Here is a 26,440-nt window from a genome sequence, read left to right on the forward strand (position 1 = left end):
GGTATCAGTGCGCCGTGGCCGCCGGCTCCAGGACGAACACCGGGATCTGCCGGTCCGTCTTCTTCTGGTAGACGGCGTATTCGGGGTACGCCTCGACCGCGCGGCCCCACCACAGGGCCTTCTCCTCGCCGGTGACCTCACGGGCCGTCATGTCCTGCCGCACCGGTCCGTCCTGCAGCTCCACCCGGGGGTCCGCCACGACATTGTGGTACCAGACCGGGTGCCGGGGCGCGCCGCCCACGGAGGCCACCACCGCATACGTTCCGTCATGCTCCACCCGCATCAGCGGGCTCTTGCGGATCTTTCCGCTCTTCGCGCCCCGGGTGGTCAGCACCACGACGGGCAGCCCATGGATCGTGGTGCCTTTCGTGCCGCCGGAGCTCTCGTACTCCTCGACCTGATCGCGCACCCACTGCTCCGGGCTCGGCTCGTACTCACCCAAAAGAGGCATAGCACCCTTCCTCTCGACGACGACAAGCGTGGCGGGCCGGCCGCTGTGTCCGCCGCGACCGGCCTGACCTTCGCTCAACAACCGCAACGAGGGGGATCTTCCCGGCCCCGCCGCCCGGCCGTACGGAGAGGTGACCGTACCGCCGGGCGGCCGGTCGTCAGGACACCAGTTCCACGGCCCGCCGGGTACGACGGTGCTGCTCGGCCCAGTTCGTCAGCGCGGCACCGCAGGCGTGGTCGAGATGACGCAGCCCGCTCAGATCGAGTTCCACTCCCCGCTCGGCGGGCAGCGCGTCGAGCTGATCGAGGATCTTGGGCAGCCGCAGGAACGTGGCGTTGCCGACGGCGCGGACCCGCACCGGCTCGTCCTCGTCCTCGGGGGTGTCGACCTCGAGGTGCACATGGGAGGTCTCCCACGCCGTCTTCGCGACCGCCAGCAGCAGACCGATCAGGACGCCCTCGAACATGTTGACCGTCACGATCGCGAGGGCCGTGACCAGGAGAACCACCGCCTCACCGCGGTGTTCGCGCCACAGCGGCCGAAGCTCGCGCAGCGGGATGAGCTTGCAGCCCGCATGGACCAGCACGCCCGCCAGCGCGGCCACCGGCACCACGCCCAGCGCGGCCGGGAACGCCGCGGCGAACAGCAGCAGCCAGACACCGTGCAGCACCCGCGAGGCCTTGGTCTTCGCGCCCGCCTGGACATTGGCCGCGCTGCGGACGATGACGGCGGTCATCGGCAGGGCACCGAGCAGGCCGCAGACGGCGTTGCCCGCGCCCTGGGCCATCAGCTCCTTGTCGTACTCGGTGCGCGGCCCGTCGTGCAGCCGGTCGACCGCGGCGGCGCTGAACAACGACTCGGCGGACGCGATCAGCGCGAAGGCGACGACCGTGCCGAGCACCCCGACCTCGGCGAGCCGGCCGAGGTCGGTGAGGCCGGGCGGCTGGATCGCGTCCAGCAGACCGCTGACCTCGACGCGCGCGACGGGCAGATCCAGCGCCCACACGGCGGTGGTGGCGAGCGCCACCGCGGCCAGCGGTGCGGGCAGGATCCGCGCGGCGCGCCGCCAGCGCGGCCACAGCACCAGGACGGCGATGGTGCCGGCGCCGATGGCGAGCGCGGACAGGGCCGTGGCCGACCCCGCGGTGGCGGTGACCAGGCCGGGCATGCCGCCGATGTTCGCGAGTCCGCTGCCCGGCGCCTTGGCGTCCGCGAGGGCGTAGAGCTGTCCGGCGATCAGGACCAGACCGATGCCGGCCAGCATGCCCTGGACCACGGCGACCGAGATCGCCCGGAACCAGCGCCCCAACTTCAGTGCGCCCATGGCCAGTTGCAGTACACCCGCCGCCAGTACCAGTGCGCCGAGCGCCCCGATGCCGTACTCCTTGACGGCTTCGAAGACCAGCACCGTCAGACCGGCGGCGGGGCCGCTGACCTGCAGGCTGCTGCCCGGGAGCAGGCCGGTGAGCAGTCCGCCGACCACGCCGGTGACGAGTCCCAGCTCGGCCGGTACCCCGGAGGCAACGGCCACCCCGACACACAGCGGGACGGCCACGAGGAAGACGACGAGGGAGGCGGTGAAGTCCGCCCGGAAGGAGGGGAAGCGCTTCATGAGGTGCCCACCCGCCTTCACAGCGGGAGGAACAGGTCGGTGGACGGGTGATGCGCGGCCACCAGGCCGGTGTGCACTTCGTAGAACCACCCGTGCAGATTCACCTCGCCGGCGTCCAGCCGCTCCTGCACACAGGGGTAGCCGCGCAGCCGGTCGAGCTGTTCGCGCACATGGTGCTGGACCGCGGCGGCGACCGTCGGTTCCTCGTCGGCGGGCAGGTGGTCGGACAGCTGCTGCGCCAGCCAGTCGCGCACGGCGGGCGCGCCGGTCAGGTCCTCACCGCGGGCCTTGGCACCGACCGCGCCGCAGTGCGAATGACCGCACACCACGATGTCGGCGACGCCCAGGACGCGCATCGCGTACTCGATGGTGGCCGCTTCCGCGCAGGCCGCCATGTCCTCGCGGTAGGCGGGTACGGCATTGCCGGCGGTCCGCAGTTCGAAGAGTTCACCGGGCTGCGCCCCGGTGATCAGGGCGGGGACGACCCGCGAGTCGGAACAGGTGATGAACAGAGCGAGGGGGGACTGTCCGGCCGCGAGCCGGCCGTAGGTCTCCTGCTCGTCCCGCCGGTCGGCGATACGGGCCATAAGGCCCCGGGCATGCTGAATGAAGGTCTCCACGAGGAGGTCTCCTGCTGATGAGTGGTGCCACTGTGGGGTGGTGGCGGAAAGGTGCATGGTGCGGGGGTGGGGCAGGCCACCACGCCGCTCTCAGCAGCGGAAGACGCAGTGCAGGACGGTGAATCCGGCCCCTCTGGGCGCGGCCTTGGTGGAGCTGCCGGCCGACGGGGTCCCGGAGGCCGTCGTGGCGACGGGAGTCATGGCACCCGCGCTGAACGGCGGTAGCGGACGGCCGGTGTGCCGGGGAACGCCGACGGAGGTCCGGGCGGTGCGCCGGGGCTGGCCGCGCTCGGCCTCCCGCTTCGCCTTTTCCTCTTCGTTCTCATAGCCGGGCTTGACGGCCGACGTGCTCGCGGACTTCGCGGCGGACGAGGCGGAGAACGCGGTCTTCGCCGCACCGGGCGCCGCCGCACCACCACCCAGCAGGAAGGCCGCGACCACCAGCAGGACGGTCAGCGACATACGGCACAGGCGCAGCACGGATATGCCCGCTACACAGGCGCCCTTCCGCATCATCGCCCCCCGTGGTTCGTCCGCACGGTTCCACTCTGCCTTCACAGTGCAGCATCCAGGTTTCGGGCGTGATAACGAGAAATGACGCCAAGTTTCCAGAATCCCCCGAAGAGCAGCCGGGAACATCCGTCCGGCGAAGGGGTGTTCATCCCTGTTCCGTTTCCGCAGGGGCAGCCGCGGGCGCGGTGACGGTGTGCGGCGGCCGGCCGGCCGCCCACGCGAGGACGGGGATGAACGCCATCGCGAGGATGCCGCCGGCCAGTGCCAGCGTCGGGTAGCCGCCCAGCACGACGACCGGGCCCGAGACCATCCCCCCGGTGGCACCCGCGAGGGCGATGCCGACGTCCACCAGCCCCTGCGCCGACGCACGACGGGCGGGCGGCAGCGCGTCGGTGACCAGGGCGGTGCCGCTGACCAGCCCGAAGTTCCAGCCGAGGCCGAGCAGTACCAGTGCCGTGGCGAGCGCGGGAACGGAGTCCGGTGCCGCGGCGGCCACCACCCCGGCGGCCAGCAGGACCGGACCGGACGCGCCGGCGATCCACCGTCGGCCGAACCGGTCGACCAGCAGACCGGTGAGCGGGGAGGGCAGAAACATCGCTCCGACATGGAGGGCGATGACCCAGCCGGCCGCCTGTGTGCCGTGGCCGTGTGCCTGCATGTGTACCGGCGTCATCGTCATGACGGCGATCATCACGAGCTGGGTGAGGACCATGATCCCGGTGCCGGTGACCACCCCGCGCCGGTCCGGCCGGGCATCCGTCCCGCCGCCGGCCTCGTCCGCGGGGCTCCCGGCCACCGTTCCGGCCTGCGCCGCGGCCAGCTTCTCGGCCAGCCGCAGCGGATCGGGCCGCAGCAGAACGGCCAGGACCACCGCGGCCGCCCCGAACGCGGCGACGGCCAGCAGGAACGGCCCGGCGAGCCGGGGGATGCCCCAGGAGTGTGCGACCCGGCCCGTCAGCGTCACCAGGTTGGGGCCGATCACCGCACCGAGCGTGGTGGCGAAGAGCACGGTGCTCACGGCCCGTCCGCGCCGTGCGGGCGAGGCCAGATCCGCACCGGCGTAACGCGCCATCAGATTCGTCGCGGTGCCCGCTCCGTAGACGAACAGGCACGCGAACAACAGCACCGCATTGCCGAGGGCGGCCGCCACCACGACCCCGAGGCTGCCCAGCGCCCCGACGGCGTACCCGAGCGCAAGACCGGGACGCCGGCCGCGGCGCCGGCAGACCTGGCCGATGCCGACGGCGCCCAGCGCGGCTCCGGCGGTGAACAGCGCACTGGGCACGCCCGCCAGGCCGGTCGAGCCGAGCATCTCTTCGGCGAGCAGCGCGCCGACGGTGATCCCCGCGGCGAGACCTGCGCCGCTGAGGATCTGGGAGAAGACCAGGACAGCCAGAATCCGCCGCTGTTCCGGTACTTCGCCCTCGGCAGGGTCGGCGTGGCGAGCCCTCATGATTCCCTTCGGTTCGCGGCGGACGGGGGCCGGTGAAGACAGGCTTTACGTTGTTGCTGTTGCTGTTGCTGTTGCTGTTGCTGTTGCTGTTGCCGGCTCCACCGGTTCCAGCGCCGCGATATCCGCGAGCGACAGTCCCATCTGCTCATGGAGGAAGCGCACGATGGTCCAGTGCGGCAGTGCTCCCTCGTCGAACGGCCCGAATTCCCGGCAGTACAGCGGAATCCAGCGCAGCGCCTCTTCGAGGGCCTGCTCGCGGCCCGGCTCCTGCTGGTAGTCCTCGTAGGCGATGCTGCGGTGTTCGATGAAGAAGCGCCCCGGCAGCCGTTCCTCGCACAGCGCGCGGTATTCGCGGGTCTGCAGGATGAGGTAATGCCAGATTTCGTCGATGTCCTGCTCGACGGGCAGGAACAGACCGCCGAGCCGGTCGTGGTGCCGGGAGACGAGATAGAGATAGCGCAGGCACTCGGTGACCTGACGCTCCACGAACTCCCGCGGGGCGGCGCTCTTGCCGTCGGCATACGTCACCACCTCGGTGTACAGCGCCTTGCCGAGCAGGTCTGCGAGAGCGTCGGGGGATATCCGCGGCGGGGTGGTCATGCTTCTCCTGTCCGGGTGAGGAAGACGTCCGGGTGTGGAAGACATCGGGTGGATCAGCGGCCGGTCGTGAGCCAGGCGTACTTTCCCGACTTCCCGATGGGGAGGTGCGGGCGGTGGTCGAGCCGGCAGCGCCGCCCGGTCAGTTCAGCGACGGCTTCCTCCAGCGCCGCGGCCCGGTCGGACTCGACGGGTGTGCCGTCGAACGTCGTGTACACCAGCTGTGCCGTCGCCTCGCCGGTCAGCTGCAACTGGTACACGAAGATCTGTGGGGACGCCTCGCCGATGCACCGGTCGAGGTCGCCCTGTGCGACGGGGCCGTGCGGTGTGTCGAGCAATTCCTTTTCACGACCGCAGAATTGGGAGATCTTTTCCGGGTCCGGCGTGCCGTCCACGGTGCGTACACAGTCGCCCGAGCGGTACCGGACCAGCGGCATGAAGGGGTTGCGCACACTGGTGACGATGAGCTGGTGGATCGTGCTGCCGTCGGCGACCGGATGGAGTTCGACGCTCATTTTGTCGAGATGCGGCCGGTAGGTGCCGCGGCGGTCGCTGAAGTAGAGATATCCGAGCTCGGTGCTGCCGAACAGGTCGATGACCGGGCAGGCGAAGTGCTGGTGCAGAAAACGCCGGACGTTCACCGGGGTGTACTCGTAGGCGTGGATGATGCTGGCGGGCGGTGGGAAGTCGTCCCACAGCCTCCATTCGGCGACCTTTCGCAGCAGATGCGCCAGGTGATATCCGGAGCAGTCGAGGTGGTACCAGCCGCGCGGGTGCGCTCGCGCGGCGGCCCGGATTTCCCGGAGCATCCGCACCACGTCGTCGCGCTCCCACAGCGCCGGATCGAGCCGCAGATTGAGGTAGCAGGTACGCGCATCGAGCTGCCGGTCGGCGAGAGCGGGCACCGGGTCCGGCGGAGTACCGCGCCGTGCGGCATTGACCCGCGCCACATGCTCCGTGGCCAGCACCGTGGTCAGGGAGACCCGTCGGCAGCCCGATTCCCAGGTGTCGGCGATATCGGGGTGTTCGCTCCACAGCCGGTAGTAGGAGTGCAGCAGGAAATACGGGGGCCGGATGATCTGCATCCGGGCGTGGTGGGTGCCGGTGGAGAGGACGAACTCCGCCTCTCCGGACTCCAGGGCCGCGGCCAGCCGGGGGGTCATCCAGTTGTCGGGGAAGCCGCGCGCGATCTCCGGCTTGTCGAGCAGGGGGAAGTGGCCCTTCGCCAGCGACGCACGGTAGATCGGTATGTCGCGGATCTGCTCGATGACCTCGGCGGTCGGCTGACCATCCATGGATTCCTCGTCCTTGGTCGGGAGGCGGTGCCCACACGGGAAGGCAGGGGGTGGTGCCCGGAGCGGGCCGGTGGCCGGGAAGGGGCGGTGGCCCGCTCCCGGTGATCGCCGGTCCGCTCCGGGTACCTGAGGCGCGAGGGTCAGGAGATACAGCCGGCCTTGGGCGCGGCGCTGATGCAGCCCGCCTTCGGTGCCGCGCTGATGCAGCCGTTCTTCGCCGCCTGCTGTGCGGAGTTGGCGGCCAGCCAGCTCTGCCAGACCTGGTCCTGAGCCATCTTCTTGATGAGCTGCTCCATGGGAACCTCCGGTGAGAATGCGGAAGACGAACCGGGCATACGGCACTGACCTGCGCCGATGCCGCACCACCGAAGGTAAAAGTATGACCAAGTGAATGTCAATTAACGGCAATATCACGGTCTGCGGAAGCGTGCGGAGTGCGCCAACTTTGGCGGAATGCCGTCGAGATGATCTCCAGGCGGAACAAATTGACAGCGCGTCAGATGATCTCCCGGGCGGGCATTGGGCCGCACGGAGGCCGTCGATCGGGTGACCCCTGGCGCGGCTCGGGCGGCGGTCCGCCGCCCGCGGGGAACGATCACGACCAATCACCCGCTGACCGGTTCCAGCTTCCAGGGGAGTCCGCTGTGCGCATTCTGCTCATCGCCGGCGCGTTCAACAGCCTGACGCAGCGCGTCCACGCGGAACTCGGCGAGCGGGGGCACCACGTGAGCGTGGAACTGGTGACGCGTGACACGCCGCTCCTCGAGGCCGTACGCCGGCACGCCCCCGACCTGATCGTGGCACCGATGCTCAAGACGGCCGTGCCCCGCGAGGTGTGGTCGGCGTACACCTGCCTGATCGTGCACCCCGGTCCCGTCGGCGACCGTGGCCCGTCGTCGGTGGACTGGGCGGTGCACCTGGGCGCCGCCCGGTGGGGGGTCACGGTGCTGCAGGCCAATGACGAGATGGATGCCGGCGACATCTGGGCCGCGGCCGACTTCCCCGTACCCGAGGTGGGCAAGAGTGACCTGTACCGCAACGAGATCGCCGATGGCGCGGTCGAAGCGGTGCTCACGGCCGTTGCCCGTGTGGCCTCCGGTACCCACCGGCCGCAGCCACAGGCCGCCCTGCCCGACGCCGCGCAACCCGGCCGCCCCCGGCCGCCCTTCCGTCAGGAGCTGCGCCGCATCGACTGGCGGTCCGACCCCACCGACACCGTCGTACGGACACTGCGTGCCGCCGATTCGCAGCCCGGTGTCCGCGACGAACTCCTCGGCGAGAGCTGGTACTTGCACGGCGGCCACCCCGAGGACACCCTGACCGGCCGACCCGGTGAACTGCTCGCCACCCGAGGCGGCGCGATCTGCCGGGCGACGGCCGACGGCGCGGTATGGATCCCGGAGCTGCGGGCGCCCCGCGCGCCGGGGGAGCCCCGTACCCCCAAGCTGCCCGCCACGCTGGCACTGGGCGACCGCCTCCCGCGGCTCCCGGAGATCCCGGCCCCGCCCGACCCCGGCGACGGCCCCCGTACCTGGAGCGACATCCGCTACCGCGAGGACGGGCCGGCCGGCTTCCTGGAGTTCTCCTTTCCCGGCGGCGCGATGAGCACCGACCACTGCCGGCGCCTGCTCGCCGCCTACCACCACGCCTGCGCCCGGCCGACCTCCGTGCTGGTCCTCGGCGGCCGCCGGGACTTCTTCTCCAACGGCATCCACCTCCATGTCATCGAGGCCGCCGCCGACCCCGCCGAGGAGTCCTGGGCCAATATCAACGCCATGGACGACCTGGTGCACGCCGTCCTGACCACCACGGACCGGCTGGTGGTAGCCGCGCTCGGCGGCAATGCCGCGGCGGGCGGGGCGATGCTGGCCCTCGCCGCCGACGAGGTGTGGTGCCGGTCGGCCGTGGTGCTCAACCCGCACTACCGGCTGATGGGGCTCTACGGTTCGGAGTACTGGACCTATACGCTGCCCGGCCGGGCAGGCCCCGAAGTGGCCGGGCAGCTGATGGCCCGCGCCCTGCCGATGACCGCGGCGGCCGGTGCGCGGCTCGGCCTGGTCGACCGGATCATCGACTGCACCGCGCAGGATTTCGCCGCACGGACCGCCCGGCTCGCCGTCCTGCTGGCCTCGGCGCCCGCCACCCAGGCACGTATCGCCGCGAAGAAGGCGTCCCGGGAACGCGACGAGGCCGAGCGGCCGCTCGCGGCCTACCGGGAGGACGAGCTGGCCCGTATGCACCGCACCTTCTTCGACCCGGACGAGCCGTATCACGCCCTGCGCCGGGCCTTCGTACGCAAGGAACCCGCGGCCGGAGCCTCCGCACACCTGAACACCTCACCCGCCGGGGCCTGATCGCCCTTCCCCGGTCTGCGTCGTGAGCGCCCGCGCGCGTGCCGCGGGAACGGCGGGCGGGCCGGGCCCCTCCCGGCCGGGCCGGTGACCGATATCCGTCGGTCACCGGCCCGCTGCCTGCGTCCACGGAGGAAGGGTGACGGGCTGGTGGCGGTTGCGGCGACGCGTCAGCCGCAGCCGTCGATCTGTGCGGCCGGCAGGTACTTGTAGCCGATGCCGAAGACGGTGCTGATGGTGTCGCGCAGGCCCGGCCCCAGGCGCCGGCGCAGACGGGCGATGTGGACATCGACGGTGCGGGTGCTGGACTGGCAGTTGGGCCAGACGGCTTCCATCAGCTGTTCCCGGGTGAAGGCGCGCCGGGGATGCAGCACCAGGTGGGCGAGGAGGTCGAATTCCAGCCGTGGCAGATCGAGTTGGCGCCCTCTGATGAAGACCGTCCGCGCCGCGGTGTCGATGTGGACCGGGTCAGGCCGGGTCCGGCCGGCTGGAGTCTCCTCGGGGCGGGACGGTTCCTCGCCCGGCGGCGCAAGAATGATGTGGACCTCGTCGGACGGCAGCCGGTGCACCGATACGGGTTCCAGGTCGTGCAGGGTCAGTTGCCACTTTCCGTCGGGTAGCCGGTCGACCGCCAGGGGTGGCTCTTCGCCGGGCCCGGCTGTGAGCGGCCGGACGACATCGGCGTCCGGACGCAACGCAAGCGGGGTCGTCGAGGAGTTCATAAACATGATCTGGGCCCATTCCTCTTGCAAAGCAGGCGTGTACGGACAGACATGGCGGTGCTCGACGTTCAGGGATGCTGAGGTGCTACGCAGCGATCGCGAGGCGGTCCGGTGGACGTGCGGGGCGGCGGCCAGACACTTGTGGTGCAGGTGCGCCCATCGGGGGCGATCGCTCCGCTCGTACCGCAAGAACGCTCGCGCCCATGCCCGTACCCAGCCGTGACGTGGTGTGAAGTCACGGCCTCCGGTCCAGTCGAACGCTACATGTAATCGCGTGCTTCCGGAAAGTAGCGTCCGCTAATTCGGTTGCTCTTGAGCCGACTTCGTGTTGGGGCGGCGCCCGCCCGGGCGGCGCACCGGCCCGTGGCTTCCGGGTGCCCGCTGTTTCGTTGCGCAAGCGCGTCAGGAATTCCTTGAATGTTGATGATTCGGGGCGTTCGCGGCGCCGTGCGCGCCCGGTGCCGGTCTCCGCGGTGACGGTGCGGGTGGGGGCGGAGCGGGTCACGCCCCCGGGGGGAGGGGTGTGCTCGCCGGGTCGGGTGTGTGCCCGTCGGTCCCGGGCCCCGTGCCGCCCCGACCGGCATGGCCGGAAAACCTCCTCGAACTGGCCGAGAGTCGGGGGCGCTCCGGACAGCCAGGGAAACGGCGGATACGGAGGGGTAGCCGACGGGGACGTCCGGTTGTGAAGGTGCTGTGGACATGTGAATATGCCAAATAAATACGGGGTGATGAACAGGGGTGTAAAGCAAGGAGGTTCGGAAGGTTGGCCGAGAAGTTGTTTCCTTTTCAATCTCATCGAGACTAAAAGGTGCGGAACCAGATATTCCAGGCGACTTGTTTTCGCGGGGAGTTGGGGGTGAGTAAGGTGTGGCCCGCTGTCACTTGACCGGTGGCAGGGTCCGGCTGAATTCGGCGCAGCCGGAATGCGGTGTGGGGGATGACGCCTTCGTGACCGGGAGGGGACCATGGCGGCCGGCTCTTTCGAGGGACAGTACGTGTGGAGTCCGGCTGCCAATGACCGGGCGCTGGCGCGCGCGTGTATGGATGTGCGGACCGGACGGTACTTGAGTGCGCACGAAGTTCTGCGGGAAGCCCGGGAGGATTTCGAGGTGCGCGCCCACCGCTCCCTGGTGCTGGCGTCCGTGGCGGCCGACTCGGATCTGGCCGAGCGCTGGCTCGCCGAAGAGCCGGGACCGGAGGCGGCGCTGCTCTGGGCCCGGGTGGCGATGCTCCGTGCGCTGCGTATGGCCGACGCCGGTGACCGGCGGCAGGGCGCCCTGGCCCGGATAGCGCGGTCGGCGTGCGAGCGGGCCGCGAAGCTGCTTCCCGAGGACCCCACGCCCTGGGTGGCGCAACTGGCGCTGACCCGCCTCGACCGCCCGCAGGACCCGGCGCCGCAGGGGCTGCTGACCGCTCCCGCCGGGCCCTGGTACCTCTTCGCCCACATCCTCCGGCTGGATTCCTGGCACCGCGAGGCGCACCACCGCTTCCTGTCCTTCTTCTTCACCCGCTACGGCGGTTCGTCCAGCGCGAGCTGGGACGTTGCCGCGTTCCTGAGCCAGCGGGCCCCCGCCGCCTCGCCGCTGCGGCTGCTGCCGCTGGTGGCGCTGGTCGAGGACTACAACCCGTCCGAACTGCTCGCGGACCACACCTGGGAGCAGCCCCAGTGGATCTCGGCGGCCATGGGTGTCTACCGGAACTGGTTCCCGCAGGTGGCCGCTTACCGCTTCACGCCGGTGCTGGATCTGGCGTATCTGGCTCACGCGCTGTACATGGCGAAACGCGAATTCGAGGCACGGGAAGTCTTTACGGCCATGGGGCCGTATGCCTCGCGTATGCCCTGGAGCGCATTCGGTGGTCCCGAAGAGCAATTGACCAGGGCCAGACGCTCCTGCGGACTCCCCGTACCGCATAGCGGCTGATTCCTGAGGAGGCCCGAGACGTACTGAATGCGGCACCGCAAAAGGACCGTTCTTTCCGCTCCATCCGTTCGAACAGATCGGCCCGATCGGCCCGGTCCATTCTTCCCCTGGCCTCTTCCCCTCGATTCCCCCAGAAAGGTTGCGGTTGTGTCCGAGCGTACATCCCCAGCTCGCTCGAAAACCCCCCACGCGGCAGACCCCGTCACCCTCGACGATGACGCCACGCTCCATGCCATGGGCTATCCGCGGAAACTCACCCGCCGATTCCGCGCGTTCGACAATTTCGCCATTTCCTTCACCATCATCAACATCATCTCCGGGATCTTCTCCTCCTTCGGCTTCGGTATGAACGCCGGCGGCCCGCTGGTTCTGATCTTCGGCTGGGTCGCCGTATCGGTCATGGTGCTGTTCGTCGGTGCCGCGATGGGCGAGATCGCCTCCGCCTACCCGACCAGCGGCGCGCTCTACTTCTCGGCCGGCAAGCTGGCCAAGCGGCATCAGGGCGCCTGGTCCTGGTACACGGGCTGGCTGAACTTCGTGGGCCAGGTCGGCGGCACCGCGGCCACCAACTTCGCGGCCGCCACCTTCATCCAGGCGTTCGTCTCCATGCAGTGGCCGTCCTACGAGCCGACACCCCAGCAGACGGTCGGTATCACCGCGGCCATCCTTCTCGTCCAGGCACTGGCCAACACCTATACGGTGCGGCTGGTTGCCGTGGTGAACCGTATTTCCGTGTGGTGGCTGCTGATCGGCATGGTGGTGATCGTCGCTGCGCTGGCGCTGATCCCCGACCATCACCAACCGCCTTCGTTCGCCCTGCACTTCGTCAACAACACCGGCTTCACCCATGCGTTGTACGGCGGAATGCTGGGTCTGCTCGTCACCAGTTGGACCTTCACCGGGTTCGACGGCAGTTTCCACATGTCTGAAGAAACGGTGAAGGCCACCGTCAATGCTCCCCGGGGCATCATGCGGGCGATCAGTTACTCCGCGATCACCGGCCTGATCCTCATGCTCGCCCTGGTGTACGCGATCCGTGACTACGGTCATGCCGCGAGTGCCGAGGCGCCGCCGGTACAGATTCTCGTCGACGCGCTCGGCCAAAGCACCGCCCAGTTCCTGCTGTTGATCGTTATCGGCGCCATGCTCTTCTGCGGTCTCGCCAACATGACCAGCAATACCCGGCAGATCTTCGCCTTCTCCCGGGACGGGGCGATGCCCGGCTCCCGTTGGTGGCATTCGGTGTCCGCGCGCACCCGTACGCCCGTCAAGGCCGTCTGGCTCGCCGCGGCCTGTCCCCTGGTGCTGGTGCTGCCCGGCTGGTGGTCCCACACCGCCTTCACCGCCGTGGTGAGCGTCAATGTCGTCGGCCTGTTCCTCGCCTACGCCGTACCGATATTCCTGCGGTTGCGGCTCAACGACTTCCAGGCCGGACCGTGGAACCTCGGCCGCTACGGCAAGCCCGTCGCGGCGGTCGCCGTGGCCTGGATCCTGATCAGCAATGTGCTGTTTATGCTGCCCCAGGCGTTCCCGATCACCCCCGCCTCGTTCAACTACGCGCCCATCGCCCTGGCGGTGGTCCTGGTGATCGCCACCGTCTGGTGGTTCGCCACCGCCCGGCGGCGCTTCCAGGGGCCCGTGAGCTACGGCCGTCCCGATGAGGTTGCCGCGATGGACCTGATCTAGGGACGGTGACCGCTTCCCTGGACCGTGCGGAAGCCCGCCGCCACCGGCCACCGCCGGCGGCGGGCTGCCTCAGGGGCCGACCGTGCCGTCGATGGCCTCGCGGAGGAAGTCCGCATGGCCGTTGTGGCGGGCGTATTCATGGATCAGGTGCAGCATCACCAGGCGCAGGGAGACGTGTTCACCCCAACGGGGCTGGTAGCCCGTGACATCGAGCGATGCCGCCTCCCGCTCGATGCGGCGGGCGTGTGCCACCTCGGTCTGCCAGGCGTCGAAGGCCTCCTCGCGAGTGGCCGTGGTCGCGTCGTACGCCACCTGGAAGTCGCCCTCGGCCGACCAGACGAGCGGTATGTCCTCACCGGCGATCACCCGGCGGAACCAGGTGCGCTCCACCTCGGCCATATGCCGCACCAGGCCGAGCAGGGAGAGCGTGGACGGCGGGCTCGACCGGCGTCTGAGGTCCTCGTCGGAGAGGCCGTCGGTCTTCATGGCGAGCGTGGCGCGGTGGAAGTCGAGGTAGGACCGCAGGGTCTCCCGCTCGCCCGCGCGGACGGGCGGCGAGAGGCGTTCGGTGGTCACGGTGGATTCCTTTCCGCGGCGAGTCCCCGAGGACTCGGCGGGTGGGCGGGCCGGCAGGCTGAGCGCGATGCCACGGGCGGCCGTGGTCGAGGGGATCTTCCCCAGCGCCGGGGGCCGCCGCAAGCGATTTGCCGGAAGGCGCGGTGGCAGAGGGCCGCGGCGCCGCTCGTATCGGCGTGCAACACCGCACCGCGGTGGGCTCGCTCGGTCAGCCGCTGGCGGCTAGCCGCCAGCCGCCGGTCCCCGGCCGCGAGCCGTCAGCCGTCAGCCGTCAGCCCTCAGCCCTCACGGCAGATACCGCTCGATGGCGCCGGGCCCCTCCTCGGCCATCAGGCGCCTGGCCCATTCCAGGCTCGACGGGGTGGGTTCGCGCCCGGAGGCCTTCACCAGGTCCTCCGGGTCGTAGGGCCGCTCGCTACCGGTGTACAGCTCGACCGGGTGCCGCTCGGCCGACGTGTCACTGCCATTGGTCGTCACAGGTCCTCCCTCTGTCCGCGCCCGCCGGGTCGCCGGGACCTCGCTTGGTATCCATCATGGGACCGCCTCCGAACACCCGCACGCCATGCGCCGGACCGATCCGTGCCGGACGTCCTCAGGCCGGTCAGCCGGCCGGGCGCGGGGCCCCGGGATAGTGCGGGGGAAACGCCTGTTCCGTCCAGATCGTCTTGCCGTACGGCGTGTAGCGCGTGCCCCAGCGCTGCACCAGTTGCGCGACGATGAACAGCCCCCGCCCGCCCTCGTCGTCGCTGGCGCTGTGCCGCAGATGGGGCGAGGTGTGGCCGGTGTCCGACACCTCGGTCAGCAGGGTCCGGTCGCGCAGCAGCCGCAGGTGCAGCGGTCCCGAGGCATGCCGTACGGCGTTGGTGACCAGCTCGCTGACCACAAGTTCCGTCGTGTAGGACAGTTCCTCCAGGCCCCACTCCAGCAGCTGTCCGGTGGCCCGCTCGCGGGCCTTGCCCACGGCGGCCGGCTCGGCGGGCAGTTCCCAGGCCGCCACCTGCCGGGCGTCCAGCTCACGGGTGCGCACCAGCAGCAGGGCCGAGTCATCGACGGCAGGACCGTCCGGCAGCAGTTCGGCCAGCGTGTGGATGCACAGCTCGTCCAGCGGCCGGCGGTGATCGCTCAGCACCCGGCCCAGAATGGCCAGCCCCTCGTCGACGTCCCGGTCGCGGCCCTCGACCAGCCCGTTGGTGAACAGCGCGATCAGACTGCCGACCGGCAGCTCGATATCCAGGGATTCGAACGGCAGGCCGCCGAGGCCCAGTGGCGGACCGACCGGCAGGTCCGGGAAGTACAGACCGCCCTCCGCATCGACGACGGCCGGTGGCAGATGACCTGCCCGCGCCATGGTGCACCGCCGCGACACGGGGTCGTAGACCGCATAGAGGCAGGTCACGCCGGTGGCCACATCGTCCGGGCCGACGTCCGTGCCGACCGTGGCGGCCTGCTCCTCCGCGGTCTGTTCCACCAGGTCGTCCAGCCGGCTCAGCAGCTCGTCGGGGGACAGGTCCAGCCGGGCCAGGGCGCGTACGGTCGTCCGCAGCCGCCCCATGGTCACCGCCGCCTGGAGGCCGTGGCCGACCACGTCCCCGACGACCAGGCCGACCCGGGTGCCGGACAGACCGATGACGTCGAACCAGTCGCCGCCGACTCCGGCGCGCTCGTCGCTGGGCAGGTAGCGGTAGGCCAGATCGACGGCGGACTGGGCCGGCAGATGCTGCGGCAGCAGATTGCGCTGCAGGGTCAGCGCGGCGGTGTGCTCCCGGGTGAAGCGGCGGGCGTTGTCCAGGCACACCGCCGTCCGGATGACCAGCTCGTCGGCGAGCTCGATCTCTCCCTTGTCGAAGACCGACGGGGCGGCGCGGAGGAAGGTGACCAGCCCCATCAGGGCGCCGCCGGCCCGCAGGGGCACGACCATGGTGCCCTCCTCGCGCGCCGTGCCGCCGGAGGACAGGCTGCGGTACTGCAGCGAGCCGGGCGGGTACTCGACGCGGTGCGGGCCCTGCAGCGGACCGTCCGGTGTGTGATCGGCGCTGCGGGTGGCCACCCGTACCAGGGCCGGCAGGGTGCCGTCGACGGCTTCCGGCTCCCCGCCGTTCAGCACGGACCGCATCAGGTCGACGATGACCATGGAGGCGAAGGCCGGCACCGCCACCTTGGTGATCTCCCGCGCGGTGACGGTCATATCGAGCGTGGTGCCGATCCGGGCGCCGGCCTCCACCAGCAGGTTCAGCCGGCGCTGCGCCTGGTAGCGGCCGCTGATGTCGAAGGCGTCCTCGCACACCCCGAGCACCCGGCCCTGGGCGTCCTGCAGCCGGTAGTAAGAGCAGGACCAGACGTGATCGGACCCCGGCTCGGAGGGCTGCTGGCCGACGAAGTGCAGATCGAGGACCGGTTCACCGGTGTCGAGGACCTGACGCATTACCGCTTCGAGGGTGCGCGGATACCCCTCGGTCACAAACTCACCGTCCGGGTACAGCTCATCGGCCCGGGCGCCGAGGAATTCGTCCACCGGCAGTCCGATCTCCCGGGTGTACGCGCCGTTCGCCCAGATCAGCCGCAGTTCGGTGTCATAGATCCCCAGGCCCACCGGAGACTGGGTGGCCAGGCCGTGCAACATCGCCTGGCGGGACTCCCACATCCGGTGCTCGTCCAGCTCGGCCGCCACCAGGACACGGGCCGGCTGCGCACCGGCGGTCTCGGACACCTCGGCGCCCTCACGGACATCGGCGAGCAGGCAGCTCGTGACGGCCATCCGCAGCAGCCGGCCGTCACGATGCCGCAGCGTGTGCGCCTGACTGCCGCTCGGTGAGACCACGGACGCGGGGGAGGCCGGTGCCGAACCGGCCGGCACCAGCGTCTCCACGGGACGCCCGATGATCTCCTCCGGGGTGTACCCGAGGAGCCGCTGGGCCGCCGGGCTCCACCCGATGATGCGGTCCTGGGCATCCAGAACCGCTGTGGCCGCCCTGGTGACGTCGAGGGGACCACGGAAATCGGCGCTCTCCGCCGCGTTCCATGCGTTCATGGCATCAACCCAGCCCGGTTCAGTATTTACAGCATCGAGCCTGATCAAGAGCGGCACAACTGCGCTGATGCCGGGGGACGCGCCCTTGGTGCGGCCCTGCCCCGTCGCTGGCAGAGTGGGAAGGGGCGCTGAGCAACAGGAGGCAGATGTCATGTCGGCCCATGGCCCGGCCACTCCGGTACGTGGCGCTCCGTGCTGGGTCAGTCTGATGGCGAGCGACCTGGAATCCGCGCAGGATTTCTACTCCGCCGTCCTGGGCTGGCGGTTCCGCCCGGCCAGCCTCGGTGAGGAGTTCTCCGTCGCGGTGGCCGACGGACAGCCGGTCGCCGGCATCGGTGCCCTCGCCCAGAGCTTTCAGGTCGCCGTGGCCTGGACCTCCTACTTTGCGGTGGAGAACGCCGACGACACCGCGGACCGGATCCGCGAGCGCGGGGCGACCGTCGCCGTCGGCCCGCTCAAGCTCGGCCCCGGACGCGCCGCTCTCGCCGCCGACCCGGACGGCGCCACCTTCGGCTTCTGGGAGGGCCAGACCCTGGCGTGGTCGGTTGGACGGGGCGCCGCGCCCGCCCTGCTCGAACTGCGCACCCGGGACGGGTTCGCGGCCGCCATCTTCTACGCGGAGGTCTTCGGCTGGGCCTCCGGGGAGCCGGGCGGCTGCGATGTGACCTACGAACACGACCAGGTCCTCGTCCGGGACGGTCGGCACACCGTCGCCACCCTGCGGGGCGGTGCCGTGGAGTCCGCCCCTGACCCGCGGGTGCGCCCCCGCTGGCACGTCCACTTCCCGGTCCGCGAGATCGAAAAGGTGACGGCCGTCGCGGTGGCCGCCGGCGGAACCGTCACCCCCGTGACACCGACCCCGGACGGCAAGGGCCAACAGGCCGTCATCCGTGACCCCGACGGCGGCCTCTTCACCGTCGTCTCTTACTGAGGCCCCGTTCCGGTCTTACTGAGGCCCCGTTCCGGCTCGCGGTCCGCTCCGGCCCGAGGCCTGTTCCGGCTTGCGGCTTCCGTGCTCAACGGCCCCGCCCGCCTGCGCAGTTGCAGGGGACGGGGCCGAGGGCACAGAGGGATCCCGGGGATCAGGGGATCAAGGGGCTCAAGGGCCCGGAGGTCAGTTCAGCGCATCACCGCTGCCGCCGGCTCCCGGGTCCTGGGCACCCGCACCGGGGTCCTGGGCACCGGCACCGGCGTCTCCCGCGCCCGCGCTTCCGGCATCCCCGGCTCCGGCGTTTCCGGCACCGGCGTTTCCGGCACCGGCGTTTCCGGCACCGGCGTTTCCGGCACCGGCGTCGCCGGCTCCGGCGCCACCCGCTGCCGCGTCACTGCCACCGGCTGCTGCGTCACCGCCGCCCGCTGCCGCGTCACCGCCACCTGCGGCTGCGTCACCGCCACCTGCGGCGCCACCGCCGCCCGCTGCCGCGTCACCGCCGCCCGCGCCGCCGCCCCCGGCACCGATCTCCGCTCCCGTGGCCTTGAGTGCGTCGGTGACCGGCTGGAAGAAGGTCTCGCCGCCCGCGGTGCAGTCGCCGCTGCCACCGGAGGTCAGCCCGACCGCCGAGTCGCCGGAGAACATCGAGCCGCCGCTGTCGCCGGGCTCCGCGCAGACATCCGTCTGTATGAGGCCGTTGACGATGTCGCCGTTGCCGTAGTTCACCGTCGCATCGAGGCCGGTGACCGTGCCGTCGTGCAGGCCGGTGGTGCTGCCCGAGCGCTGCACCTTCATCCCGACGGCGGCCTCCGCGGCCTTGGTGATCTTCTGGGTGGTGCCGTCCCCCTTGTCGACCGAGCTCTCCGGCTGGGCGCCCTTGTCGTCGTAGGTGACCAGCGCGAAGTCCGTCTTGGGGAACTTGGAGTCGGCCACCGTGCCCAGCGGCTGGCTGCCGCCCTGGTCGGCCGTCCAGGTCTTGGAGTCGTTGCCGCAGTGACCGGCCGTCAGGAACGCGGGTGCGCCCTTGACGGTGACATTGAAACCCAGCGAGCAGCGTGCGTTGCCGCCGAAGATGGCGCTGCCACCGACCGGCCCCGCGGCCTGCCCGCCACCGGCTCCACCGGCTCCACCGGCTCCACCGGCTCCACCGGCTCCACCGGCACCGCCCGCGGCCTGACCGCCGCCGCCTGCGGCTCCCGCATCGCCGCCGCCCGCCGCTCCGGCGTCACCGGCGCCGCCCGCCGCCTGCCCGCCGCCGCTGGCCGCGTTGCCTGCCGCACCGCCGCTGGCGGCGTTGCCCGCCGCACTCCCCGCGTCCCCGCCGTCGTACCGCTTGAACTCGCCCTGAGACCGCTTGACGGTGACCATGCCTGCGCCCATGCCACTCGTGGCCTTGTTGAGCGTGGCCATCTTTGCGCCGGTAACGGTTCTGTCGGCGAGCACCACGATCTTGTTGGTCTTCGGGTCGATCGACCACGCGGTGCCGGGCACCGAGGCGGAGTCCCGCAGGGTCTTCGCACCGGCCTTCAGCGCGGTCATGCTGTTGTGCACGACCTTGGCGACGGCGCCCTTGGCCGTGACGCTCTTGGCGTCGTCCTCCGACAGGACGTTCATGACCAGGTGGCCGTTCGCGCTGTCCAGGTACCAGCCGGCGCCCTTGTCGCCCAGGTCCGCCTTCAGGGACGCCGCCAGCTGCGTGGCCGAGTGGGCGCTGAGTGTCTTCGGGGCCGCCGGCTGGTCCGTGCTCGCGTTGGCGTTGGGGAGCAGGATCGCTGCGGCCGCGATGGCGGCCGCAGCGGCGCCGACGACCACGCCGGTCCGCTTGTTCACATGTCGGTGGCTCAATTCACTGACCTCCAGGGACGCACAGGAACGAGGCACACGGGCGACCGCGGTGCGTCGCGTCAGCACCCGTGTGTTGCTGTCACCCAGTCCTACGTAGCCCCGTGCATCCGGGTCTCACGGCCACTCAAGCTGTGATGAATTCCGACGCTTGCGGTGGCGAACGTTTACACTCCCGAACCGGCCGCGCGACCCCGGGCACCCTCCCGGCGACCTGCCCGATCACCTCACCCGGACCACCGGCACTGCCCCCGAGCTGCGCATTCGTCGGCGCGGCCGGCCTCGCGCGGTGCGTGACCGCCCTCACGTCCGGGGCCGTGCACCCCGGTGCCCATGGGGCGTAAAGGGCAACTGTGACCGTGCTTAAGAAATCCTCGATGGACCGGACGGCCGTCGTACGGAAGATTTCCTGACGAAGATCGGGTGACCGGGGACGGGCACCCGGCAGGGTCACACTCAGGTACGGGAGCCGTTGCGGTGAAGGCACTGGTCAAGCAGAAAGCGGAGCCGGGTCTCTGGCTCATGGACGTGCCGGAACCGGCCGTCGGCCCGGGCGATGTCCTGATCAAGGTGCTGCGCACCGGCATCTGCGGCACCGACCTGCACATCCGTGCATGGGACGGCTGGGCCCAGCAGTCCATCGCCACCCCGCTGACGATCGGTCATGAATTCGTCGGTGAGGTGGTGGCGACCGGCCGCGATGTGGCCGAGGTCAAGACCGGCGATCTGGTGAGCGGCGAGGGCCATCTCGTCTGCGGCAAGTGCCGCAACTGTCTGGCCGGCCGCCGCCATCTGTGCCGCGCCACCGTCGGTCTCGGCGTCGGCCGGGACGGCGCGTTCGCCGAGTACGTGGCGCTGCCCGCCACCAATGTGTGGGTGCACCGGGTCCCCGTCGACCTCGATATCGCCGCCGTCTTCGACCCCTTCGGCAATGCCGTGCACACCGCGCTGTCGTTCCCGCTGGTCGGCGAGGACGTACTGATCACCGGCGCCGGGCCGATCGGCATCATGGCCGCGGCCGTCGCCCGGCATGCCGGGGCCCGCAATGTCGTGATCACGGACGTCAGCGAGGCACGCCTCGCACTGGCCCGCAAGGTCGGGGTCAGCCTCGCCCTCAATGTCGCCGAGACGACCATCACCGAGGGTCAGCGCGCACTCGGTCTGCGGGAGGGCTTCGACATCGGGCTGGAGATGTCCGGCCGGCCCGAGGCGATGCAGGACATGATCGCCAACATGACGCACGGCGGCCGGATCGCCGTCCTCGGCCTGCCCGCCGCACAGTTCCCCGTGGACTGGTCCCGGATCGTCACCTCCATGATCACGATCAAGGGCATCTACGGCCGGGAGATGTTCGAGACCTGGTACGCGATGTCCGTACTGCTCGAAGGCGGTCTCGACCTCGCGCCGGTGATCACCGGCCGCTATGCGTACAAGGACTTCGACGCCGCCTTCGACGACGCCGCCAGCGGCCGCAGCGGCAAGATCATCCTCGACTGGACCGCCTGAACACTTCCCGGCCCGGCCTCCCTCCGGCGCGCCCCTTCGAACCGCGCGCCCGCTTCCCCCGACTCTTGGAGACACCCCTGATGTTCGACTCCGTACGCGATGAACTGCGCGGCACCCTCGACGAGATCCGCGCCGCCGGCCTGCACAAGCCCGAGCGGGTCATCGGCACCCCGCAGTCCGCCACGGTGGCGGTGACCGCGGGGGGCAACCCCGGTGAAGTGCTCAACTTCTGCGCCAACAACTACCTCGGCCTCGCCGACCACCCCGAGGTCGTCGCGGCCGCCCACGAAGCGCTCGACCGCTGGGGCTACGGCCTCGCCTCGGTCCGCTTCATCTGCGGCACCCAGGAGGTCCACAAGGAGCTGGAACAGCGGATTTCCGGCTTCCTCGGCCAGGAGGACACCATCCTCTACTCCTCCTGCTTCGACGCCAACGGCGGTGTCTTCGAGACCCTGCTCGGCCCGGACGACGCGGTCATCTCCGACGCCCTCAACCACGCCTCCATCATCGACGGCATCCGCCTGTCCAAGGCCCGCCGCTTCCGCTACGCCAACCGCGACATGGCCGATCTGGAACGCCAGTTGAAGGAGGCCGGCAGCGACGGCCGCAAGCTCGTCGTCACCGACGGCGTGTTCTCCATGGACGGCTATGTGGCGCCGCTGCGGGAGATCTGCGACCTGGCCGACCGCTACGGCGCCATGGTGATGGTCGACGACTCGCACGCGGTCGGCTTCGTCGGTCCCGGCGGCCGCGGCACCCCCGAGCTCCATGACGTCATGGACCGGGTCGACATCATCACCGGCACCCTCGGCAAGGCCCTCGGCGGCGCCTCCGGCGGCTATGTCGCGGCCCGCGCCGAGATCGTCGCGCTGCTGCGCCAGCGCTCGCGCCCGTACCTCTTCTCCAACTCGCTCGCCCCGGTGATCGCCGCCGCCTCGCTGAAGGTGCTCGACCTGCTGGAGTCGGCCGGCGACCTGCGTGAGCAGCTGCACGCCAACACCGCGCTGTTCCGCTCGCGGATGACCGAGGAGGGCTTCGACGTCCTCCCCGGCGACCACGCCATCGCCCCCGTCATGATCGGCGACGCGGCCGAGGCGGCCCGGATGGCGGAGCTGCTGCTGGAGCGCGGCGTCTACGTCATCGGCTTCTCCTACCCGGTGGTCCCGCAGGGCCAGGCGCGGATCCGCGTACAGCTGTCCGCCGCCCACTCCACCGCGGACGTCCACCGCGCGGTCGACGCCTTCGTCGACGCGCGGTCCGCGCTGAGCGCCTGACGCCCCTCACCGGCGGGGCCTGAGAAACTGGGAGCATGATCGAAGCACGACGGCTGCACATCCTCCGTGCGGTGGCCGACCACCGTACGGTCACCGCCGCGGCCGCCGCGCTCTATCTCACGCCCTCGGCGGTCTCCCAGCAGCTCGCCGCCCTGGAAGCGGAGACCGGCCACCGTCTGGTGGAACGCAGCGCCCGCGGCGTCCGGCTGACCGCCGCGGGCGACATCCTGCTCGCCCACGCCAATGCCGTCCTCGCCCAGCTGGAGCGCGCCGAGTCCGAGCTCGCCGCCTACGGCTCGGGCGAGGCCGGCACGGTCACCGTCGCGGCCTTCGCCACCGGCATCGGCCTGGTCGTCGCGCCCGCGCTCACCGCGCTCACCCGCACTGCCCCCGGCATCCGGGTCCGCGTCCAGGACGCCGAGGGCGACGCCAGCTTGCTGATGGTCCTGGACCGGCAGGTGGATGTGGCGGTCGCCGTCGAATACCGGGGCGCGCCCCGCGCCGACGACCCGAGGCTGACCCGGGTCCCGCTCTACGCCGAGCCGTTCGACGCCGTGCTGCCGCCCGGCCACCGCCTGGCCGGCCTGCCGCAGGTGGCCCTGGCCGACCTCGCCGAGGACCCCTGGATCGGTCCCTACCCGGGCAACCCCTGCCATGACGTGGTCGTCCTGGCCTGCGAATACGCCGGTTTCGAGCCCCGGCTGGAGCACTCCTCCGACGACTTCCGGGCCGTCGTCGCCCTCGCCTCGGCCGCCGCGGGGGTGGCCCTCGTTCCCCGCTCGGCCCTGCGCGACATGGACCTCACGGGGGTGGTGGTCCGCCCCGTCGACGATGTCGCCCCCACCCGCCGGGTCTTCGCCGCCGTACGCCGCGGCGCCGAGGAACACCCGTTGCTCCGCCCGGTGCTGGCCGCCCTCAGGGAGACCGCGGCGCCGCAGGGGTGAGGCCACCGCACGGCCCGGTTCACCCGGATGGCCGTGCCCCCGAGGACGCGCCCGGCATGCCGCGGAGGACCGGTCATGACAGGCTCGGCACGGCGGCGGCGAGGGAGGCGAGCGATGTCGGTCGGCTCCACCGGCCCGGCGGGCGAGACGCCCGCCACCGTGTCCCGGGATCCCTACGCACTGGTGCGCACCCGCGGATATCTGAAGCTCCTGCTGGTGGCGGCGGTGGTCGGCTTCCCGGTCTGTGCCGTCGCGTTCGGCTTCCTCGCGCTGGTGCACGAGCTGGAACCACTGATCTACACGGACCTGCCGCGGGCGCTGGGCTTCGCCGGGACACCCCTGTGGTGGCCGGTCCCGATGCTCGTGGTCGCCGGCCTGCTGGTCGGCCTGGCCATCCGTCACCTGCCGGGCAACGGCGGCCATGAGCCGGCCGACGGGCTGGCGCTCAGGGGTGCGCCCCCGCTCTCCGCGCTCCCCGGCATCGCGCTCGCGGCGCTGGCCTCCCTCAGCTTCGGTGCGGTGGTCGGCCCCGAGGCGCCGCTCATCGCCCTCGGCGGCGGACTGGCCGCGGGCGCCGCACGGCTGCTGGGCCGGGGCGTGAGCCCCCGGAGCGTGGCCACGGTGGGCGCCGCCGGCAGTTTCGCGGCGGTCAGCGCACTGCTGGGCTCCCCGCTTCTGGGGGCGTTCCTCCTGATGGAGGTGTCGGGGCTGGGCGGCCCGATGCTGGGGATCATGCTGGTGCCCGGTCTGCTCGCGGCGGGAATCGGTGCGCTGGTCTTCACCGGCCTGGGGGACTGGACGGGACTCGGTACGTACTCCCTCGCGCTGCACGACATCCCCAAGGCCGCCGGGCCGACACTTCCGGAGTTCGGCTGGGCCCTGGTCATCGGCGTGGCGGCGGCGTTCCTCGGGGCCGGCGTACGGCGGCTCTCGCTGTTCCTCAAGGGGCGGGTGATCCGCCACCGGGTCCCGGCCACGATGGTGATGGGCCTGGTGGTGGGCGCGCTGGCGGTGGCGTTCGCCGGGATCACCGGCAAGCCCGCCACCGAAATGCTCTATTCGGGCCAGTCGGCGCTGGGGTCGCTGTTCCGGGACAGCGCCGGCTACTCGGTGGCGGCGCTGCTGCTGCTCGTCGTGTGCAAGGGCCTGGCCTACTGCGCCTCGCTGAGCGCCTTCCGGGGCGGGCCCATCTTTCCCGCGCTGTTCCTCGGCGCGGCGGGCGGCGTCGTCCTGTCCCACCTGCCCGGCCTGTCGCTCACCCCGGCCTTTGCGATGGGCGTCGGCGCCATGAGCGTGGCGATGCTCCGGCTGCCGATGACCTCGGTATTGCTGGCCACCCTGCTGCTGGGGAAGAGCGGTCTGACGGTGATGCCGCTGGTGATCGTCGCGGTGGTCGTGGCGTATGTCGTGGCGCTCCGGCTCTCTCCGGCCACCACCGCGGACGCGCCTGCCGCGGCGGCACCGCACGCCGCCTGACGGCCTGCTGTCCGACCGTCTGCTGTTCCGGCGGGCCGCCGCCGGACGGCCTGCTGTCCTGACGGCCCGCCGCACCCGGCCCGCTCAGCGCCGCGGCGTCCGGCCGGTCCGGGTCCAGGTGGCCAACTGGCGCTGCGTCCAGGTGTTGATGACCCGGTCGGCAGGTACGCCGCACTCCTCGGCGCGGGCACAGCCGTAGATCTGCCAGTCCAGCTGGCCCGGCGCATGGGCATCGCTGTCGATGGCGAAGAGCGTGCCCGCCGCGAGCGCCTGGCGGAGCAGCCGGCGCGGCGGATCGAAGCGGTCGGGACGGCAGTTGATCTCGACGGCCGTACGGTGCTCGGCGCAGGCCGCGAACACCTCGGCGGCGTCGAACTGCGACTCCGGGCGCAGCTTGCCGGTGATCTGCCGTCCGGTGCAGTGACCGAGCACGTCCACCAGAGGGTTGCGGACCGCGGCCAGCAGCCGCCGGGTCATCGGCGCCTTGTCCATCCGCAGCTTGGAGTGCACCGAGGCGACCACCACGTCCAACCGGTCCAGCAACTCGGGCTCCTGGTCGAGGGTGCCGTCGTCGAGGATGTCGCACTCGATCCCGGTCAGCAGCCGGAACGGTGCCAGCCGCTGGTTGACCTCCGCCACCAGCGACAGCTGCCGGCGCAGCCGCTCGGCGGTCAGCCCGCGGGCCACGGTGAGCCTGGGGGAGTGGTCGGTCAGCACACACCAGGCGTGCCCGAGGTCACGGGCGGCGCGGGCCATGGCCTCGACCGGGCTGCCGCCGTCCGACCAGTCCGAGTGCAGATGGCAGTCACCGCGCAGCGCCCGTCGAAGCCGCTGCCCCTGCTCCCCCTCGACCAGCGGCCCGCCCGCTTCCTCCGTCAGATGTGACAGATAGGCGGGCCGCACCCCCGCGAGCGCTTCCTCGACCACCCGGGTGGTCTTCGGCCCCAGCCCCTTGACCCGCCCCAGCGAACCGTCCAGGGCGCGCCGCCGGGCCTCGTCGGGGGACAGCGTCCCGACCACCGTCGCGGCCGTACGGAACGCCTGGACGCGGTAAGTCACCGCCCCCTGCCGCTCCAGCAGAAACGCGATCCGCTCCAGCGCCTCGACGGGGTCCACGGACGGCTCCTTCCCGGGGCGCCGGCCCCGCGGTGTCCTTTCACGGTGCCGTACGCGGTGGGCGGCTGCCACCGGGCTGCCACCGGGCTGCCACCGGGCTGCCACCGGGCTGCCGGCGGGCTGCCGGCGGCGCCCTCCACAATCGCCCATTACCGACGGTTCCGAAGGCGCGGCGTTATGCGGTTATGTCCGTTCTCCGGCCACTCGATCCGTTTCCAGGGAATGGGGCACGTATAGTTCCGATGATTCCGTTCCGTGCGTGCAACTCACCCGATGCCGCCCATGAACTCCGGGCGAATCGGGCACATTTCATGCCTCTGCAACATTCGGAGCGGCCCCTCCGAGGCGCGTTCCGGAGTTTCGTGATCTTGCTGTGCTCAGGTGCCGTAAAAATTGGCGGTCTTCAAGGAATCTGCACACCGAAAGCGCAGTCGGCACATCGTCTCCCGTGGCGCATCCCCACGCTGACCTGCGCGTCAACGGTTTGGTGCGGGAATGTCCAGTTCGCCGAATGAGTGGTTACCG

General features: G+C 71.0%; 22 protein-coding genes. 8 read left to right on the top strand and 14 right to left on the bottom strand.

Annotated features, from left to right (window positions below; all coding sequences use genetic code 11):
- Positions 1 to 4 precede the first annotated feature (4 nt).
- The 8 genes from OHS81_RS33235 to OHS81_RS33270 all read right to left on the bottom strand — a co-directional run bounded on the left by OHS81_RS33235 (position 5) and on the right by OHS81_RS33270 (position 6,837).
- Positions 5 to 451: a nitroreductase family deazaflavin-dependent oxidoreductase gene (locus OHS81_RS33235; protein ID WP_328389425.1), complete on the bottom strand. Its 447-nt coding sequence runs from the start codon at positions 449 to 451 to the stop codon at positions 5 to 7.
- Positions 452 to 608: 157 nt separating this feature from the next.
- Positions 609 to 2,063: a SulP family inorganic anion transporter gene (locus OHS81_RS33240; protein WP_328389427.1), complete on the bottom strand. Its 1,455-nt coding sequence runs from the start codon at positions 2,061 to 2,063 to the stop codon at positions 609 to 611.
- A gap of 17 nt (positions 2,064 to 2,080) precedes the next feature.
- Positions 2,081 to 2,683 (bottom strand): carbonic anhydrase, encoded by a 603-nt coding sequence (locus OHS81_RS33245; RefSeq protein ID WP_328389429.1) that lies wholly within the window; start codon positions 2,681 to 2,683, stop codon positions 2,081 to 2,083.
- A 90-nt stretch (positions 2,684 to 2,773) separates the two neighbouring features.
- On the bottom strand, positions 2,774 to 3,241 hold the full coding sequence (locus tag OHS81_RS33250) for a hypothetical protein (RefSeq protein WP_328389431.1): 468 nt from the start codon (positions 3,239 to 3,241) through the stop codon (positions 2,774 to 2,776).
- Between the two features lie 100 nt (positions 3,242 to 3,341).
- Positions 3,342 to 4,649, bottom strand: coding sequence for an MFS transporter (locus OHS81_RS33255; RefSeq protein ID WP_328389433.1), 1,308 nt, complete (start codon positions 4,647 to 4,649; stop codon positions 3,342 to 3,344).
- Between the two features lie 45 nt (positions 4,650 to 4,694).
- Entirely contained in the window at positions 4,695 to 5,249 is a 555-nt protein-coding gene (locus OHS81_RS33260; protein ID WP_328389435.1) for a hypothetical protein, read from the bottom strand.
- Between the two features lie 53 nt (positions 5,250 to 5,302).
- Positions 5,303 to 6,541 carry a hypothetical protein gene (locus OHS81_RS33265; protein ID WP_328389437.1) on the bottom strand — a complete coding sequence of 413 codons (1,239 nt, stop codon included), beginning with the start codon at positions 6,539 to 6,541 and terminating at the stop codon, positions 5,303 to 5,305.
- A gap of 140 nt (positions 6,542 to 6,681) precedes the next feature.
- Entirely contained in the window at positions 6,682 to 6,837 is a 156-nt protein-coding gene (locus OHS81_RS33270) for a hypothetical protein (protein WP_328389439.1), read from the bottom strand.
- 348 nt (positions 6,838 to 7,185) lie between these two features.
- Here OHS81_RS33270 and OHS81_RS33275 point away from each other — a divergent pair, with 348 nt between their 5' ends.
- Positions 7,186 to 8,895, top strand: coding sequence for an enoyl-CoA hydratase-related protein (locus tag OHS81_RS33275; RefSeq protein ID WP_328389441.1), 1,710 nt, complete (start codon positions 7,186 to 7,188; stop codon positions 8,893 to 8,895).
- A gap of 167 nt (positions 8,896 to 9,062) precedes the next feature.
- Here OHS81_RS33275 and OHS81_RS33280 read toward each other — a convergent pair whose 3' ends face one another.
- The gene (locus tag OHS81_RS33280; protein WP_328389443.1) at positions 9,063 to 9,620 is read right to left on the bottom strand and encodes a winged helix-turn-helix domain-containing protein; all 558 of its coding nucleotides are present in this window, start codon (positions 9,618 to 9,620) and stop codon (positions 9,063 to 9,065) included.
- Between the two features lie 959 nt (positions 9,621 to 10,579).
- Here OHS81_RS33280 and OHS81_RS33285 point away from each other — a divergent pair.
- A complete protein-coding gene (locus OHS81_RS33285; protein ID WP_328389445.1) occupies positions 10,580 to 11,536 on the top strand; it encodes a hypothetical protein in 957 nt (318 codons plus the stop codon).
- A 234-nt stretch (positions 11,537 to 11,770) separates the two neighbouring features.
- The gene (locus tag OHS81_RS33290) at positions 11,771 to 13,222 is read left to right on the top strand and encodes an amino acid permease (RefSeq protein WP_328391602.1); all 1,452 of its coding nucleotides are present in this window, start codon (positions 11,771 to 11,773) and stop codon (positions 13,220 to 13,222) included.
- Positions 13,223 to 13,291: 69 nt separating this feature from the next.
- Here OHS81_RS33290 and OHS81_RS33295 read toward each other — a convergent pair whose 3' ends face one another.
- From OHS81_RS33295 to OHS81_RS33305, 3 genes are all read right to left on the bottom strand, one after another.
- The gene (locus tag OHS81_RS33295; protein ID WP_328389447.1) at positions 13,292 to 13,798 is read right to left on the bottom strand and encodes a DinB family protein; all 507 of its coding nucleotides are present in this window, start codon (positions 13,796 to 13,798) and stop codon (positions 13,292 to 13,294) included.
- A gap of 285 nt (positions 13,799 to 14,083) precedes the next feature.
- On the bottom strand, positions 14,084 to 14,275 hold the full coding sequence (locus tag OHS81_RS33300) for a hypothetical protein (protein WP_328389449.1): 192 nt from the start codon (positions 14,273 to 14,275) through the stop codon (positions 14,084 to 14,086).
- A gap of 124 nt (positions 14,276 to 14,399) precedes the next feature.
- On the bottom strand, positions 14,400 to 16,826 hold the full coding sequence (locus OHS81_RS33305) for a SpoIIE family protein phosphatase (RefSeq protein WP_328389451.1): 2,427 nt from the start codon (positions 16,824 to 16,826) through the stop codon (positions 14,400 to 14,402).
- A gap of 151 nt (positions 16,827 to 16,977) precedes the next feature.
- Here OHS81_RS33305 and OHS81_RS33310 point away from each other — a divergent pair, with 151 nt between their 5' ends.
- Positions 16,978 to 17,757: a VOC family protein gene (locus tag OHS81_RS33310; protein ID WP_443058803.1), complete on the top strand. Its 780-nt coding sequence runs from the start codon at positions 16,978 to 16,980 to the stop codon at positions 17,755 to 17,757.
- A gap of 183 nt (positions 17,758 to 17,940) precedes the next feature.
- Here the strand turns inward: OHS81_RS33310 and OHS81_RS33315 are convergent, their stop codons facing one another.
- A complete protein-coding gene (locus OHS81_RS33315) occupies positions 17,941 to 19,587 on the bottom strand; it encodes a S1 family peptidase (protein WP_328389455.1) in 1,647 nt (548 codons plus the stop codon).
- Positions 19,588 to 20,076: 489 nt separating this feature from the next.
- On the opposite strand from OHS81_RS33315, the gene tdh reads away from it, so the two are divergent.
- The 4 genes from tdh (at position 20,077) to OHS81_RS33335 (ending at position 24,799) form a co-directional block, all read left to right on the top strand.
- Positions 20,077 to 21,105 carry an L-threonine 3-dehydrogenase gene (gene tdh, locus OHS81_RS33320; protein ID WP_328389457.1) on the top strand — a complete coding sequence of 343 codons (1,029 nt, stop codon included), beginning with the start codon at positions 20,077 to 20,079 and terminating at the stop codon, positions 21,103 to 21,105.
- 80 nt (positions 21,106 to 21,185) lie between these two features.
- Complete coding sequence (locus tag OHS81_RS33325) at positions 21,186 to 22,379, top strand: glycine C-acetyltransferase (protein ID WP_328389459.1); 1,194 nt, start codon at positions 21,186 to 21,188, stop codon at positions 22,377 to 22,379.
- Between the two features lie 35 nt (positions 22,380 to 22,414).
- Complete coding sequence (locus tag OHS81_RS33330) at positions 22,415 to 23,323, top strand: LysR family transcriptional regulator (RefSeq protein WP_328389461.1); 909 nt, start codon at positions 22,415 to 22,417, stop codon at positions 23,321 to 23,323.
- 114 nt (positions 23,324 to 23,437) lie between these two features.
- Positions 23,438 to 24,799, top strand: a complete 1,362-nt coding sequence (locus tag OHS81_RS33335; protein WP_328389463.1) for a chloride channel protein — start codon at positions 23,438 to 23,440, stop codon at positions 24,797 to 24,799.
- Between the two features lie 84 nt (positions 24,800 to 24,883).
- Here OHS81_RS33335 and OHS81_RS33340 read toward each other — a convergent pair whose 3' ends face one another.
- Entirely contained in the window at positions 24,884 to 25,915 is a 1,032-nt protein-coding gene (locus OHS81_RS33340) for a PHP domain-containing protein (protein WP_328389465.1), read from the bottom strand.
- Positions 25,916 to 26,440 lie beyond the last annotated feature (525 nt).

This window comes from Streptomyces sp. NBC_00400, assembly GCF_036048035.1.
In the GTDB taxonomy this organism is placed as follows: Bacteria; Actinomycetota; Actinomycetes; order Streptomycetales; family Streptomycetaceae; genus Streptomyces.

What these genes read in the sequence shown, in the direction of transcription:
- OHS81_RS33330 (WP_328389461.1), top strand. Translation starts at nt 22,415, where the DNA reads ATGATCGAAGCACGACGGCTGCACATCCTCCGTGCGGTGGCCGACCAC.
- OHS81_RS33335 (WP_328389463.1), top strand. Translation starts at nt 23,438, where the DNA reads ATGTCGGTCGGCTCCACCGGCCCGGCGGGCGAGACGCCCGCCACCGTG.
- OHS81_RS33305 (WP_328389451.1), bottom strand. Translation starts at nt 16,826, where the DNA reads ATGAACGCATGGAACGCGGCGGAGAGCGCCGATTTCCGTGGTCCCCTC.
- OHS81_RS33260 (WP_328389435.1), bottom strand. Translation starts at nt 5,249, where the DNA reads ATGACCACCCCGCCGCGGATATCCCCCGACGCTCTCGCAGACCTGCTC.
- OHS81_RS33310 (WP_443058803.1), top strand. Translation starts at nt 16,978, where the DNA reads ATGTCGGCCCATGGCCCGGCCACTCCGGTACGTGGCGCTCCGTGCTGG.
- OHS81_RS33240 (WP_328389427.1), bottom strand. Translation starts at nt 2,063, where the DNA reads ATGAAGCGCTTCCCCTCCTTCCGGGCGGACTTCACCGCCTCCCTCGTC.
- OHS81_RS33280 (WP_328389443.1), bottom strand. Translation starts at nt 9,620, where the DNA reads ATGTTTATGAACTCCTCGACGACCCCGCTTGCGTTGCGTCCGGACGCC.
- OHS81_RS33325 (WP_328389459.1), top strand. Translation starts at nt 21,186, where the DNA reads ATGTTCGACTCCGTACGCGATGAACTGCGCGGCACCCTCGACGAGATC.
- OHS81_RS33255 (WP_328389433.1), bottom strand. Translation starts at nt 4,649, where the DNA reads ATGAGGGCTCGCCACGCCGACCCTGCCGAGGGCGAAGTACCGGAACAG.
- OHS81_RS33235 (WP_328389425.1), bottom strand. Translation starts at nt 451, where the DNA reads ATGCCTCTTTTGGGTGAGTACGAGCCGAGCCCGGAGCAGTGGGTGCGC.
- OHS81_RS33285 (WP_328389445.1), top strand. Translation starts at nt 10,580, where the DNA reads ATGGCGGCCGGCTCTTTCGAGGGACAGTACGTGTGGAGTCCGGCTGCC.
- OHS81_RS33265 (WP_328389437.1), bottom strand. Translation starts at nt 6,541, where the DNA reads ATGGATGGTCAGCCGACCGCCGAGGTCATCGAGCAGATCCGCGACATA.
- OHS81_RS33270 (WP_328389439.1), bottom strand. Translation starts at nt 6,837, where the DNA reads ATGGAGCAGCTCATCAAGAAGATGGCTCAGGACCAGGTCTGGCAGAGC.
- OHS81_RS33290 (WP_328391602.1), top strand. Translation starts at nt 11,771, where the DNA reads ATGGGCTATCCGCGGAAACTCACCCGCCGATTCCGCGCGTTCGACAAT.